Source organism: Rhodococcus sp. MEB041 (assembly GCF_030208955.1).
Taxonomy (GTDB): domain Bacteria; phylum Actinomycetota; class Actinomycetes; order Mycobacteriales; family Mycobacteriaceae; genus Rhodococcoides.
Window position 1 is genome coordinate 752,095 of record NZ_JARVSZ010000005.1, and the last position, 15,717, is coordinate 767,811.

Below are 15,717 nucleotides of genomic sequence, written 5' to 3' on the forward strand. Positions count from 1 at the left end.
GGCCGTTCGTGAGAAAGCCGACGCGGCGGAGGCCGGCGCGGGACATGCTCCGGCGCAGCATCCCGGTGGTCGCCGTCGTGCTGGTGATCGTCGTCGCCGTGGTCTTGGTGCTCGCCGACCGGTGGCGCCGCGGCGCGTTCGTGTTCGGTGTCGCGACCCTGATCGCCGCCGCGTGCCGGTTGTGCCTCGGAAGTGAGCGTGTCGGGATCCTGGCCGTGCGGTCGCGCGCCTTCGACACTTTCTCCCTGGCTGCTGTGGGCAGCGCGGTGGTGTGGCTCGCCGTCTCGATCGATCCGCTCGGGACGGACTAGCCCTCGCGTGAGCGGGTCACCCGTAACGTCAACGGGACGAAGATCGCGAGGATCAGCAGCGAGACGATCACGGAGTACAGCATCGGGTGTGTCGACGCCCAGTTGATCGGCTCGCGGATCGCGACGGACGGCGCGGTGGGATTGCCGAACGACTCGCGCGTCGACCGGGCCACCGAGGTGATCGGATTCCACTGTGCGACAGCGCGGAGCGGACCCGGCAGCGTCGAGGACGGCACGAACGCGGACGAGATGAACGTGATCGGGAACAGAATGATCATGAGCGCGCTCTGGGCACTCTCGGCAGTGCTGGCGACGGATCCGACCACGGCGCCGATCCACGACATGGCGAAGCCGAAGAACATCAGCAGCAGTACGGCGCCCAGTGCGTCGAGAGCGCTCCCGCGGATACGCCACCCGACGGCGTAGCCCGCGCCGATCATCACGGCGATGCTCACCACCGACACGAGCATGTCGGAGAGAGTGCGCCCCAGCACGATGGACAGACGCGACATCGGCAGCGAGTGGAACCGGTCGACGATGCCCTCCTTGCTGTCGGTCGCGAGCCCGATGGCCGTGAACGCGGCGCTGAACACGACGGTCTGCGTGAAGATGCCGCCCATGAGGAACTCGCGGTAGGTGGCACCGCCCAGTGCTCCGCCGAAGACGTAGCTGAAGAGCAGGACGAACATGAGGGGCTGAATCGTCGCTCCGAGCAACAACTGTGGGACCCGCAGGATGGTCAGCAGGTTGCGCTGGGTCATGGTCACGCAGTCGACGAGGAAGCTCGAGGCGTTCTGCTCCCGGACTCCGCGGGGACCGACCAGTTCGGCGGTCATGCGGTGGCCGTCGCGAGGGCGGCGGCGGGGGACGCGCTACCGGTCGACTGGAAGAAGACGTCGTTGAGATCGGGCACGTTCACCCGCGCGTCGCCGACACGGATACCGGTGCCGTGCAGGCGACTCAGCACGTCGACCATGGATTCGCTGCCCCACGGCGCATCCACAGTGAACCATCCGGCGGACGCAGAGGCGCGGTGCACGCGGAAGTTCATCCGCGGGAGCAGATCCGCTGCCAGGCGCAGGTCACGAGGGTCGGCGAGGCGCACCTCGACGGACGGCGGACGGACGCGCGACTTCAGATCGGACGGGGTGCCCCTGGCCACGACGACACCGCCGTCGACGACGACGATCGCGTCGGCCAGTCGGTCGGCCTCCTCGAGATACTGGGTGGTGAGCAGCACTGCCGTTCCGTCCGCCTTGAGGTCGGTGACGATGTCCCACATGTCGTTCCGACTGCGGGGGTCGAGACCGGTGGTGGGTTCGTCGAGCACGATGAGGGGTGGCCGCGCCACCAGCGCGCCCGCCAGATCGAGACGACGGCGCATACCGCCGGAGAACGTGGAGACCGAGCGGGTTCCCGTGTCATCGAGGCGGAACCGGGTGAGGAGCTCGCGCGCCCGCGCGCGTGCGTCTCGGCTGCTGAGCCCGTAGAGCCGCCCGAGCATACGGAGGTTCTCGTAGCCGGTGAGCCGACCGTCGACGGCGGCGTACTGGCCGGACAGCCCGATGAGCCCACGCACAGTGCGCGGGTCCTTCACGGCGTCCACGCCCGCGACGTGGACGGAACCCGACGTGGGCCGAATCAGTGTCGCGACGATCCGCACGGTGGTGGTCTTGCCTGCGCCGTTGGGGCCGAGCACCGCGGTGACCTGTCCCGCAGCGGCCGTGAGGTCGACGCCGTCGAGGGCCCGGTGCATGTTACGTCGTCCCGTGTAGTCCTTGACCAACGATCGGACGTCGACGGCGAGAGTCGCTCCTCCGGAGAGTCCGGCGGTCACCGGGCACCGGCGAGCAGCGCCGGACGCACACCGCCGAGGCGACGTGCGACGGCGGCCAGCGCGTCCGGCGTGCCCATCGCGTTGTGCGGGACGTCGACGGGGTAGTCGGTGATCGACCCGGCGATGTAGCGCCGCCATGCCCACGGCGTGAGGGTGGGATCGGAATCGACGGTCGCGGAGAAGAACTGGAGATCGCCCGAGAACCGGGCCGGGGTGTGGTCGTGGCCGAGGTCGACGAAAAGCTGGTAGCGCTCGTACAGCCGTCGCATCTGCCCCTCGTCGAGATGGGCGGTCGGTCCCCCCGCGCCGCGGATCATGGCGATGGCCTCGTCGAGATCGATGTCGTCGTCGACGGTCACCTCGAGAGGAAGGAACTCACGCATCAGCGACGCCACGGACATCTCGGTGCGCGGGCGGTCGCTTCCGGCGAGGGGATACGCGTCCATGACGAACAGCTCGACCTCGTCGCCGAGCTTCTCGATCTCCACGGCCATCGCGTGGGCGATGAGACCGCCGAGTGACCACCCGAGGAGTCGGTAGGGGCCGGTGGGGAACTGGGCGCGCACGGTGTTGACGTAGTCGCGCGCGATCTCCGCGACCGACGCGGGCTCGGGTGCGGGGATGCCGATGCCGCGGGCCTGCAGACCCAGCACCGGGATCGACGGATCGAGGTGTGGCAGCAGTCCGGTGTAGCTCCAGGAGAGACCGATCGCCGGATGCACGCAGATGAGGGGAGTCACACCGTCGTCGCCGGCACGCAACGGCAGCACCGCGTCGGTGCTGGTGCGGCGGACCGGCGGCTTCGGGGTGCGAGCGGACGGCTCGGCGACGGGCGGGGGTGCCGCGTGTGATCCGGTCCTCGTGGCGGTTCCGTTGGCTGCGGACCCGTTCGTGCCCGAGCCGTTCGTGGAGGAACCGTTCGCGTGGCTGCCGCCGTCGCCTCGGGTGCCGTGATTGTCGTCGAGCATGATCAGCTCCTGTACGCGAGCGGACAACGCAGCCGGGGTGGCTGCGTCGAAGAACCAGGTGACGTCGATGGAATCGGGGTCGACGTCGGTAGCGATGTCGGCACGGAGGCGCTCACGTAGGACGTCCATGACCCGCACCGCGGCGAGGGAGTTCCCGCCGAGAGCGAAGAAGTCGTCGTCCGGGCCGACGGCGTCCACCCCGAGCACGTCGGCGAAGACGCTCCGGACGGTGTCGAGCAACGACCGGGCGGGCGCGATCGCCGTGGCGGTGGTCGTCCGGGTAGGTGCGGCGCTCAGATGATCCGGAGCCAGCGGTTCGAGCCGGCCCAGGGGGATGAGCAGTGCGCGTCGGTCGACCTTGCCGTGCGGGGTGCGCGGCAACGACGAATGCACGGTGACCGTCGCGGGGACGAGGGCACGGGGGAGCTTCTCGGCGGCGAAGCTCCGCAGGGCGGCGGAGTCGACGGTGCCGTGCACCGTGACGTGTGCCGCGAGCGCCGCGCCGACGGAGTTCTCCTCGACGACGACGGCCACCGACGTCACGGCCGGATGTGCGGCCAGCACGGCCTCCACCTCGGCGGGTTCGATGCGGACACCGCGGATCTTCCTCTGGGTGTCCGATCGGCCCGTCATCTCGACCATGCCGTCGGATGCGACCCGCACCAGGTCGCCGGTGCGGTACGTCCGGCCGCCCGGGCGGCCGGACGGGTCGGCCACGAAGCGTGCCGCCGTGAGCCCCGGGCGTCCCGGATAGCCCTGTGCCACTACGGGTCCGGAGACGTACAGCTCACCCACGTCGCCGTCGGCGACCTCGGCAAGTGTCGTGTCGAGCACGCGCAGGGCGGTCCCGGGCACGGCGAGTCCGATGTGGGGTGCGCGGCCGGCGCGCTGGACGCCCATCGTCGCCGCCACCGTGGTCTCGCTGGGGCCGTAGGCGTTGACCATGCGGCGACCCGGGGCCCACGCCTCGAGCAGAGCCGCGGGAAGCGCCTCGCCGCCGGTGCCCACCGACCGCACGCCGGACACGGTGTGAGGATCCAGGGTCGCCAGCGCGGCAGGCGTCAGGAACAGCACGTCCACGCGCTCACGCTCGATCAGGGCCTCGAGCGCCCTGCCGGCGTAGGCGGCGGGCGGCGCGACCACGGACGTCGATCCGCGGATCACCGTCAGCAACATCTCGAGGATCGCCGCGTCGAACCCCGGTGACGCCGCGTGCAGGACGCGAGACGTCCGGTCGGTGTCGAACGCGGTTCCGAGGGCGACGGCGAGGCTCTCGATGCCGCGATGGGTGACGCCGACGGGTTTCGGGCGCCCGGTCGTTCCCGAGGTGTAGACGAGGTAGGCGACGTCGTCGAGGCTGCGCCGGACCGTGGCCGGGAGGGCCGCGTCGGGCGTGGAGGGGTGATCGGGCGTTCCGTCGATGTCGAGGGTCCACCACCTGACGGCGTCCGGCGCGACCACGGGATCCGAGGCCGCTCGCAATGCCAGGACGGGTTTCGCGTCGTCGAGGATGTAGCTCAGACGTTCCTCGGGATACGTCGGATCGAGAGGGAGGATCGTCGCACCGGTCCTTGCGACGGCCCAGAACGCCGTCACCGAGGACGCGGACCGGCTCATCGCGAGCGCCACGGTACGTCCGGGCCCGGCGCCGGCTGCGCGGAGTCGGTCGGCGAGAGCGTCTGCAGCGGTGAGGAGTTCACCGTAGGTGCGGGTGCCCTCGGGAGCGACTACGGCCACGCGCTCCGGGGAGTTGCGCGCGACACGCTCGACCAGCACGTCCAGGAGCTCCGTCTCGGACGGGAGGCGGGACGGGCCCGTGAGGCTCGCGATCGACAGTGCGGGATCGGACGTGGCGCGGTCCACGGTGTCCACCACGGCGTCGGCCAGGTGACGAGCGGTGCTGGGCAGGAACAGGTCTCGGGCATAGGTGACCGACACGTCGGCACCACCGTCCGTCCGGGCGCGGACGGTCACGACGAGATCGAAGGCGGATCGCTCCACGGGCAGGCGGAGCGCGGAGACGGTGCGCCCGCCGAGGTCGAGGTGCAGCGGCGGTGCGGCGTGGACCGAGAGCATGATCTGGACGATCGGGTGGCGTGCCGGATGACGTTCGGGCTGCAGTGTCGACACCAGCGTCTCGAACGGAACCGCGGCATGGTCGAGCGCCGCGAGATCGCGGTCCCGCACCAGCTCGACGATCTCGTCGAAGGTGGATGCCAACGACACCGGCACCCGCAGCGCGAGGGTGTTCACCGCCATGCCGACCATCGACTCGGCTCCGGCGCGGTCCGCGTAGGGGGTGCCGACGACGACGTCCGCCGTTCCGAGCAGCGGGTCGATCCCGGGGGTGTGCGCGGCCAGCACGGCGGCCAGTGCTGCGTGCACCACCATGAACTCGGTACCGCGGTGATCGGCCGCACAGGCCAGCACGCGTTCGCGGACCTGCGGACTCAGGACCGCGTCGACGACGTCGGCGCGGCCGGTGGGCCGGTCGGGGCGCGGGCTGTCCAGAGGTACCGAGTGCACGGGGGGAGCACCGTCCAGGGCGGAGCGCCAGAAGTCGACGGCGCGGGTGTGGTCGGCGCTGCCCACCGAGAGTGTGAGTGCCAGCGCGTGATCGATGTACTGCACCGGCTCCGTCGGCCACACCGGTGCGACTCCCGTGCGGCGAGCCTCGTAGGCCAGCAGCAGGTCGGTGGTGAGCGGCGCCACCGATTCGCCGTCGGCGGCGATGTGATGGACCGCGACGCCGACGACGTGGCTGTGCTCCGACAGGCGCACCACGACGGCACGGACGGGAGCCTCGGTCGCGAGATCGAACCGTCGCCGGGCGACCTCGTCGAGTGCCGCCTGCACCTCGGGCGCCGACGGATCGAGGTCGGAGTCGGAAGGTGTGACCAGCTCGACGGAGACGGGAGCGGCGTCGAGGACCACCTGCACCGGCTCGCCCGCGACCGTGGGATACACGGTGCGCAGCGATTCGTGCCGCGCGATCACGTCGTTCACGGCCGCACCGACGGCGTCGACGTCGAGCGGACCCTCCACGAGCAGTCCGGCCACGATCGTGTACGCCGTGGCGGTGCTCGCCACCTTCGACGAGAACCACATCGACAGCTGCGCCGGCGTCAGCGGGACGGGATCGGGTCGCTCCGCGGGTGTCACCGCGGCGGCCGATGGGAGGGTGCCCGGATCTGTTGTCACGTCGGCGAACTCGGGCAGTTCGGCGAGCTCGGCGACCGTCGGTCGATCGAAGATGGTGCGTACGGCGACGGGCACACCGGTGACCTCGGTGATGCGCGCGGCGTAGCGCGTCGCGGTCAGCGACGTTCCCCCGAGCGCGAAGAAGTCCGCTGTGGCACCGACCCGCTCGACACCCAGGACCTGCGCGAGTACACCCGCGAGGGCTGCCTCCGCGGCGGTTCCGGGAGCGCGGTCGTCCTCGTCGACGAGGACGGACGGCATCGGCAACGCCGCACGGTCGAGCTTGCCCACCGGTGTCAGCGGAAACGCGTCCACGACGACGATCGCGGTGGGCACCATGTGACGCGGCAGCCGAGTGCGGGCGAGGCGGAGCAGATCGTTCGATCGCAGGGCGGCCGGCTCGTCGGCGACGGGATGGACGAAGGAGACGAGCAGGGTCTCGCCGGTCGGTCCGGGCGTCGTCAGCGTGACGGCTCCACCGACACCCGGTGCCGACGCGAGCACGGCGTCGATCTCGCCGAGCTCGATCCGCAGACCACGGATCTTGACCTGGAAGTCGCTGCGACCGGTGATGCGGACGACCGGTTCGGTGCTATCGGGATCGGCCGCGAAGGTCCACCGGGCCAGGTCGCCGCTGCGGTAGGTCCGGCTTCCCGGCGGGCCGAACGGGTCGGCGACGAAGCGTGTCGCCGTGAGGCCCGGCCGGTCGAGGTAACCCCGTGCGAGTTGTACTCCGGCGAGGTGCAGTTCGCCCTCGACTCCGGGCAGCACCGGTTGCAGCGAGGCGTCGAGCACGGTTGCCCGCATCCCGGCGACGGGGCGCCCGAGTGCGACGTCGTCACCCTCGTGCAGCGTCCTGGCGTGGGTGCAGATCGCGGTCTCGGTGGGCCCGTAGATGTTGATGACGGTGCGTCCGGGCGCGACCGCATCGAGCAGTTCCGAGCCGAAGTTCTCGCCGCCGACGCCGAGTGCGGACAGTAGCACCGGGTCGCCGGGGACGAGGTCGTCGGCGGAGAGCGTCGACAGGACGGAGGGGGTGAGGAAGCAGTGCGTCACGTCGTGGCGGCGCAGCAGCGTCGCCAGTTCCTTACCGCCCACGACTCCGGGGGGCACCACCACCAGCGCGCCTCCGGATCCGAAGGCGAGGCCCAGTTCCAGCATCGAGGCGTCGAAACTGGGAGAGGCGAAGGCGAGCACGCGGGCGTCGGTGTCCGCCCCGTAGGCGCGCACCAGTTCGCTGGTGATGTTCGCGTATCCCTGACGTGTGACCTGGACGCCCTTGGGGCGTCCGGTCGTTCCCGACGTGTAGGTGACGTACGCCGTGCAGCCGAGCGGAACCACCCAGCCACCGTCGTCGGGACACGTCGGGACGTTCTCCTCGGCGAACAGTGAGTCGGTCGTGGACCACAGGAAGCCGTCGCTCGGGACGTCCGAGGGATCGGAGCAGACGGCGTGCAGCGTCTTGCTGTCCCGCACCATGAACGAGCGCCTGTCCGCCGGGTAGTCGGGATCGACGGGCACGATGGCACCGCCGGCGCGTGAGACGGCGAGGATCGCGGCCACCGACTCGGTCGAGCGTCGCAGCAGGCCGATCACACGCGTGTCGGCGGAGACGCCGTTGTCGACGAGGCGTGCGGCGCCGCGGGCGACGAGTGCCTCGAGCTCTGCGTAGGTGGTCCGCCGGTCGCCTTCGACCACGGCCACCGCGTCCGGAGTGGCCTCGGCGTGATGCGCCACGAGAGCGTCGAGCGCGGAGGTCGAGTCCGTCGACCGAGCTCGCGCTCGTTCCCGCATCGGTACCGTCGCCGCGCGCTCGGGAGGCAGCAGGACGTCGATGTCGGCGACGAGCGCGTCGGGGTCGGCGGCGATCGCGTCGAGCACGGCCAGCAGTCGATCGAGGACTGCCCGCGCGGTGCGCTCGTCGAACAGGTCGGTGGCATAGGTGAGATCGATGCTCGACCGCGGGCCGGCATGCCCGGGTGACTCGTCGAGCACCAGTTCCAGGTCGTACTTCGCCCGCGCGACGTCGATCCCGTGGGCGGTCACCCGTGCATCGCCCACCGCGCCCGACGTGTCCGGCGTGCTGCGGGTGGTGAGCATGACGTCGAACAGCGGGTGGCGGCCCGGAGTGCGCGGTGGGTCGAGGAGATCGACGAGGGTGTCGAAGGGCATGTCCGCTCGGGCCAACGCGTCCAGGTCGGCCGCCCGCACGGCGTCGAGATGGTCGGCGACGGTCGCCGCGCCGTCGACCACGGTGCGCAGCACCACGGAATTGACGAACATGCCGACGACCCCGTCGAGGTCCGGGTGATCGCGTCCGGCGACGGCGGTGCCGATGGTGACGTCGTCGCCTGCTCCGGACCGACTCAGCACCAGGACCAGTGCGGCGTGCACGATCATGAAGTGGGACAGGCCGACTCGGCGGGCGAGGGCATCGACGTGCACTCCACGATCGCCGTCGAGGACGACGGACACCGTCGCGCCCTGTCCGGACGGTTCCGCGCGACGCGGGCGATCGGCACCGGGAGTGGGGACGTCGGGGAGATCCGCGAGCGCGTCGGCCCACCAGGTCGCGGACGTCGCGAGAGCCGACTCCGGATCGTCCGCGGACCCGAGTGCCAGCCGCTTCCATTCCGAGGCGTCGGCGTACTGCACGGGCAGCGGGGACCACGCCGGGGTGCGACCCTCGAGCCGCGCGGAGTACGCGACGACGAGGTCCGTGGCCAGCACGCCGAGCGACCACCCGTCGACACACACGTGGTGGAGGACGAGAGCCAGGACGTGATCGGCCGCCGGTCCGGACGTGCCGGCGACGCGGACGATCCGGGCGCGCAGGGGCAGGTCGACGGCGAGATCGAAGGGGCGGGACGCGACGTCCGACAGCGCCGGGAGGACGGCGTCCGTGTCCGGCGCGTCGAGCACGTCGACATCGAACAGAGCTGTGGCCGTGTCGATGTCGAGGACACGCTGCACGGGGCCGTCGACGGCGTCGTCGCGGTCGAAGAGTGTGCGCAGGCTCTCGTGACGATCGAGGACGTCGAGAAGCGCGGCCCGCGCCGCCTCGACCGAGAACGTACCGGTGACGCGGAGAGCGAGCGGCACGTGATAGGTCGCCGACGGCCGGTACTGCTCGATCCACCACATGCTGCGCTGGGACGGCGAGGCGGGGATCGGCACGGAACGGTCGACGGGCACGGGGCCGTCCTGATCGCCGGTGGACGGGGTGCCGTCGTCCAGGTGCAGTGCGAGCGCTTCGACCACGGGATGCCGGAACACCTCGCGAACCCCGAGGGCATGGCCCCCCACCGCGGAGATCCGGGCGGCGACCCTCGTCGCGAGCAGGGAGTTGCCGCCCAGTTCGAAGAAGTCGTCGGTGGCGGCCACGTCGTCGAGGCCGAGGACGTCGGCGAGGACGCTCGCCACCAGGAGTTCGTTCTCCGATTCCGGAGCGCGCGCGGGACGGCTCTCACGGGCACGCGGTTCGGGGAGGCGTCGCCTGTCGATCTTGCCGTTCGGCGTCAACGGCATCTCGTCGAGGATCGTGAGCCGGTTCGGCACCATGTAGTGGGGGAGCAGAAGAGCGAGATCGTCGAGCAGCGTGTCGGCGACGGCGCCCGCGTGCGTCATGCGCACGTAGCCCTCGACGGTGCGGAGGGTGCCGTCACCGCGGACCACCACGGCGGCGTCCGCGACGTCGGGCAGCGCGCGCAGCGCCTCCTCGATCTCGCCGAGCTCGATCCGGAATCCGCGCACCTTCACCTGGCTGTCCCGGCGCCCGAGGTAGACCAGGGTGCCGCGGGAGGTCCACTTCACCAGATCGCCTGTGCGGTAGAGCCTGTCGGAGTGTCCGAACGGATCGGCGACGAAACGTTCGGACGTGAGGGCGGTACGGCCGAGGTACCCGCGAGCGATGCCGGTACCGCCGAGGTAGAGCTCACCCACACAGCCGGGCGGTGTCAGTGCGAGCGAGCTGTCGAGGACGAAGGCGCGGATACCCGGGAAGGGCGACCCCAGCTCCACCTCGTGTTCGGCGACCAGGGGACCGAACGTCACCGCCACCGTGCTCTCGGTCGGCCCGTACACGTTGACCATCCGGCGTCCGGGCGCCCACTCGTCCACCAGCGCGACCGGGACGACGTCCCCGCCGACTCCGATGGCACGCGGACCCGCGCCCGGCGCCACAGGAACGGTGGCGAGGGCCGAGGGCGTGATGAAACCGGCGTCGATGCGCTGGGAGTCGAGCACCTCGGCCAGCTCCTCGCCCCCGTGCACGTCGGTCGGCACGACGACCAGCGTCCCGCCGGACCCGAAGGCCAGCACCATCTCGAGGACGGAGGCGTCGAATCCCGGTGACACGAAGTGCATCACCCGCGCGCCGCGCGGCAGACGATGCGCCGAGACGGCCGCGTACGTCATCGCGGCGAAGCCCCGGTGCGTCACCGCGACGCCCTTCGGCGTCCCCGTGCTGCCGGAGGTGTAGATCACGTAGGCGAGGTCGTCCGGTCCGGGGCGCCGTGCTCCCACGAGGCCCTCGCCGGTGAGCGGTGCTCTCTCCTCGTCGACGAGGACCCATTCGACCTGCGCGGGAAGCGAATTCACCAGTGCGCTCGTCGTGATACCGACCAGTGCGCCGCTGTCGCCGATGATGGTGGTGATCCGGTCGGCAGGCAGGGCGGGGTCGACCGGCACGTATGCGCCGCCCGCTTTCGCGATGGACCAGGCCGAGGTGACGGACGCGTGGGAGCGGGGGAGCGCGGACACGACCATGACGTCGGGACCGACACCCAGATCCAGCAACTCGCGGGCCAGGGCGTCCGAGCGGCGGTCGAGCTCGGGATAGGAGAGTGCGATGTCGCCGTCGACGACGGCGGGCACCTTCTCGCCCAGCACCAGCCCGTGCGTGAGGATGTCGGCGAACGTGGCGAACGGCGGCACCAGCGGATCGAGTGCCGGCAGGACGGCGGCGCGGTCCTCGTCGGTCACGAGGGACAGCGCGCGCAGCGGTGTGTCGACGTCGGCCTCGGCGAAGTCGACGAGGAAGCGGGCGAACCGTTCGCTGTGGACGACCAGTTCGTCGGCCGTGTACAGGGCGGGGTTGCCCTCGAGGTCCACCCGCAGGCGACCCGTGGTGGTGCTCTCGTGCACCGTCACGGCCATGTCCGCGGTCGGTCCGGAGGTCAGTAGTTCGAGATCGGCCGGGATGTCGCCCAGCACCACACGTTCGCCGAACATCATGAGGTTGATGGTGGGACCGAGGGTGACGCCGGGGGCACCGAGCAGGTGGGCGATCTCCGAGGCGGGAAGCAGCTGGTGACGGAGTGATTCGCTGACGCGGTTCCCGACCTCGCGGACCACCGAGCCGATGTCGACGCCGCCGCCGCAGTGCGCGGGCACGGGTACCGCGTTGGCGGCCATGGACGCCGATTCGCGCATCCACGACGTCACGCGGGCGGCCATCGGCATCGTCAGGACGACGTCGGGTGTGTCGGTGACACGCGCGAGGAACGCGGCGAACGCGGCGGCGACGACGACCGCGACGGTGGATCCGTGACGCTCCGCCGCGTCGTGAACCGTCCGGTCCGCCGAGGTACCGAGCAGCGTGTCGCAGCGGTGGTTGAACGCGGACGGCGGCGCGACCCGCCCGGACATCGAGACCGGCTCGCCGAGGACATCGCGCAGACCGGCCCAGTGGGCTCGATCGCGCTCGTACCGCGACGACGCCCGGTAGCGCGCCTCGGCCTCGGCGAAGGCTCGGGGATGCCGTGCTCGCGACGGCGGTGGATCCTCGCCGCGTACCAGCGCGGTGTAGATCTCGGCGGTGCGAGCGGCGGCGACCGAGGCTCCGTAGCCGTCGATGGCCACGTGATGGCCGCGGGCGTACCAGTAGTGGTGGTCCTCGGCCAGGGTGATGACGGCGGTGTAGCCCAGCGCGTCCCGATACATGTCGAGGGGACGGGTGAACTCCGTCATGATCTCGGCCGCCGCCTCCTCGGGAAACTCGTCGTCGCTGACGTCGATGCGATCGAGGTCGATGTCGAGGAGCGAGAGGTCGAGCCGCTGGCGGAGCGAGTCGGAGTCGACGCGCTCGTCCTGCGCGTCACTCGTGACGAGTCGGGTGAGCATCGAGCCGGTGTCGAGAGTGGCGAGACGCATGGCCTGCTCGAGAAGGTCGACGTCGAGCGGGCCGCGGATGTCCATGTAGTGCGCGACGGCGAAGGTGACCTCGGGGTCGAGTTCCTGCAGCAACCACATGTCCCGCTGCGCGCGGGTGAGATCGAAGACCTCGGTGTAGTCGTCCGCTCCCGCGCCCGAGCCCGGGTGATCGTCCGACATGCTGTTCCCCCGGCTCGCTCGCATCCCCACGGTGGGCCCTTCGGTCACCGCAGCGTCGAGCGCTGCGGTGCAGACCACACGATGTCGAACACTAACAAACCAGAAACTTGATTTCCCTCGTCCTCGAGGACTCCAAGTTTCTTTGTGAGAGTTGCCAAGCTCAGGGGAGCGTGAGGGTCAGTCCTCCGCCGCGAGCGCGTCGGAGGCCAACGCCATGGTGGCCACGAGCATCGTGGACACCGCGTCGGGTTCGGTGAGGAAGCCGTCGTGGCCGTCGCGCGAGGAGATGATGCGCAACCCGTCGCACCCGGGGATCAGATCGGCGATCTCCTGCTGCTGCCGCAGGGGGTACAGCCGGTCGGAGTCGACGCCGCCCACGATGGTGGGCGTGCGGATCGACCCCAGGGCCGCCTCGAGCCCGCCTCGCCCGCGGCCCACGTCGTGCCGGTTCATGGCCTCCGACAGCAGCACGTAGGTCCCGGCGTCGAAGCGGTCGACGAGCTTGGTCGCCTGATGCTCGAGGTAGCTCGCGATCGCGTAGCGCCCGCCGTTCAGCGGGTCCTCGCCGATCTGGGGCTCGTTGCCGAACCGGGCGTCGAGTTCGTGCTCGGTGCGGTAGGTGAGGTGCGCGATGCGCCGAGCGACGGCGAGTCCGGCACGCGGAGCGCGACCGGAGGCGTGATAGTCACCGCCCTGCCAGTCGGGGTCGGCGGTGATGGCGGCGATCTGCGTGGTCTGGGTGCCGATCTGGTCCGCGGACGCGCGCGCACCGACGGCGAGCACCAGTGCCGAGGCGACACGGTCCGGGTAGGAGACCAGCCACTCGAGAGTGCGCATACCGCCCATGGAGCCGCCGACGACCGCCGCGAAGCGGTCGATGCCGAGGGCGTCGGCGACCATGCGCTCCGCCGCCACCTGGTCGCGGATGGAGATGGCCGGGAATCGGGATCCCCACGCGACACCGTCCGGATCGAGCGACGCGGGACCCGTGGTACCTCGGCACCCGCCGAGCACGTTCGTCGCCACCACGCACCAGCGATCGGTGTCGAGGGGTGCGCCGGGACCCACCATGCCGGTCCACCACCCGGGCGACGGGTGATCCGGTCCGGCCGGTCCGGTGACGTGCGAGTCCCCGGTGAGCGCGTGCTGGACGAGAACGACGTTGTCCCGCGCGGGCGAGACCTCGCCCCACCGCTGCACGGCGACCGTCGCGTCGGGAACCACGCGTCCGCTCTCGAGGGGAACGTCGCCGATGTGCACGGTGCCCACCTGCCCGTCCGCCGGCGGAAATGCCGACGGACGGGCAGGCGAGTGGAGATCGAGTGTCAAGATGCGGCCCGGAAACCCTTCTCCAGATCGGCCAGGATGTCGTCGATTCCCTCGATACCGACTGCGAGTCGCACCAGGCCCGGAGTGACTCCGGAGGCCAGCTGCTCCTCGGGCGTCAACTGCGAGTGCGTCGTCGACGCGGGATGGATCACCAGTGAACGCACGTCTCCGATATTAGCGACATGGCTGTGCAGCTCCAGCGCATCCACGAAACGCTTGCCCGCGTCGACACCGCCCGCGAGTTCGAACGCCACGATGGCACCCGCTCCGCGCGGGGCGAGTTCCTGTCCGCGCTCGTACCACGGGGAGGAGGGCAACCCGGCGTAGTTCACGCTGGTCACCTCCTCGCGCTGCTCGAGGAACTGTGCGACCGACGTCGCGTTCTGCACGTGTCGCTCGAGGCGCAGGGACAGTGTCTCGATGCCCTGGCCGATGAGGAACGCGTTGAACGGGGAGACCGCCGCGCCGATGTCGCGCAGCAGTTGCACGCGGGCCTTGAGTGCGAAGGCCGGAGCGCCGAGATCGGCGAACACCACACCGTGGTAGCTGGGATCGGGGGTGGTGAAGTTGGTGAAGCGACCCTGTGTCCAGTCGAAGCCACCGCCGTCGACGATGACGCCGGCGATCGCGGTGCCGTGGCCGCCGAGGTACTTGGTGGCCGAGTGCACCACGATGTCCGCACCGTGCTTCAGCGGCTGGATCAGATACGGCGTCGCCACGGTGTTGTCGACGATCAACGGGATGCCGTGGCGGTGTGCCACGTCGGACACTCCGCGGATGTCGAAGATGTCGTTCTTCGGGTTGGAGATGGTCTCGCCGTAGAACGCCTTGGTCTCGGGGCGGACGGCCTTCTCCCACTGGTCGAGGTCGTCCGGATCGTCGACGAAGGACACGGTGATGCCCAGCTTGGGCAGCGTGTAGTGGAAGAGGTTGTACGTGCCGCCGTACAGACGGGGGCTGGAGACGACGTGGTCGCCGGTCTCGGCGATGTTCAGGATCGCCAGCGTCTCGGCGGCCTGGCCGGACGAGACGAGCAGTGCGGCGACGCCGCCCTCGAGCGAGGCGATGCGCTGCTCGACGACGTCCTGCGTCGGGTTCATGATGCGGGTGTAGATGTTGCCCGGCTCGGCGAGCCCGAACAGCGCGGCGGCGTGGTCGGTGTTGTCGAACGTGTAGGACGTCGTCTGGTAGATCGGCAGGGCGCGCGCGTGGGTGGTGACGTCGGGAACCTGTCCGACGTGCACCTGCCGCGTCTCGAAGCTCCAGTTCAGTGCCGGATCCTCGACGGGTGCTCCGGCTGCGTCGACGACGTCGCCCTCGGTGGCACCGGTGTCGGAAGTGTGATCGGTCATGGGTGTCGTGCTCCTCGTGGGGGTGGTGCTCGAGTGGAGTGCTCGAGTGGGATCCACGTCGGCAGCCGCCACGCCCGCAGCACGAGAGGCACCTCACCGTGTGCAGAGCGCAGTAGGCGAGCCGATCTTCGTGGAGAGAAGGGTCGGGGCCTATCGCCGGCTACAACACAGTCGGTGGGAGAACATGGGTACCTCCGAGATCGTCGGTCGGTGGGCCCGAGGAGACGGGCCCGCGCTTGCTCTCGGCCCGTTCGGGCCGAGTAACCCGGTCATCACCCGGGGCACCCCACCGCGGTTGGAGGGTTGCCGGCCAGCAAGCCGGGGCTCGATGCTGGCACTCATGACCTTGGCGGGAATGGTAGCGGGTCGGGTGTCGACGGCACGAG

General features: G+C 70.5%; 6 protein-coding genes and 1 riboswitch. Of the genes, 1 reads left to right on the forward strand and 5 read right to left on the reverse strand.

Annotated elements, in window-relative coordinates; genetic code table 11:
- Positions 1-44 precede the first annotated feature (44 nt).
- The gene (locus tag QRN16_RS17750) at positions 45-311 is read left to right on the forward strand and encodes a DUF3017 domain-containing protein (protein ID WP_027503762.1); all 267 of its coding nucleotides are present in this window, start codon (positions 45-47) and stop codon (positions 309-311) included.
- Here QRN16_RS17750 and QRN16_RS17755 read toward each other — a convergent pair.
- The 5 genes from QRN16_RS17755 to QRN16_RS17775 form a co-directional block, all read right to left on the reverse strand.
- On the reverse strand, positions 308-1,147 hold the full coding sequence (locus QRN16_RS17755) for an ABC transporter permease (protein ID WP_056447645.1): 840 nt from the start codon (positions 1,145-1,147) through the stop codon (positions 308-310). The two genes, QRN16_RS17750 and QRN16_RS17755, sit on opposite strands and share 4 nt — an antisense overlap.
- A complete protein-coding gene (locus QRN16_RS17760; RefSeq protein ID WP_285188648.1) occupies positions 1,144-2,148 on the reverse strand; it encodes an ATP-binding cassette domain-containing protein in 1,005 nt (334 codons plus the stop codon). Before QRN16_RS17760 ends, QRN16_RS17755 begins: the two co-directional genes overlap by 4 nt.
- Positions 2,145-12,650, reverse strand: a complete 10,506-nt coding sequence (locus tag QRN16_RS17765; protein WP_285188650.1) for a non-ribosomal peptide synthetase — start codon at positions 12,648-12,650, stop codon at positions 2,145-2,147. The genes QRN16_RS17760 and QRN16_RS17765 overlap by 4 nt, the downstream gene beginning before the upstream one ends.
- Before the next feature lie 177 nt (positions 12,651-12,827).
- The gene (metX, locus tag QRN16_RS17770) at positions 12,828-13,979 is read right to left on the reverse strand and encodes a homoserine O-acetyltransferase MetX (protein WP_285188652.1); all 1,152 of its coding nucleotides are present in this window, start codon (positions 13,977-13,979) and stop codon (positions 12,828-12,830) included.
- On the reverse strand, positions 13,976-15,331 hold the full coding sequence (locus QRN16_RS17775) for a bifunctional o-acetylhomoserine/o-acetylserine sulfhydrylase (protein ID WP_082544638.1): 1,356 nt from the start codon (positions 15,329-15,331) through the stop codon (positions 13,976-13,978). Before QRN16_RS17775 ends, metX begins: the two co-directional genes overlap by 4 nt.
- Positions 15,332-15,558: 227 nt before the next feature.
- A riboswitch (SAM riboswitch) is annotated at positions 15,559-15,677 on the reverse strand.
- Positions 15,678-15,717 lie beyond the last annotated feature (40 nt).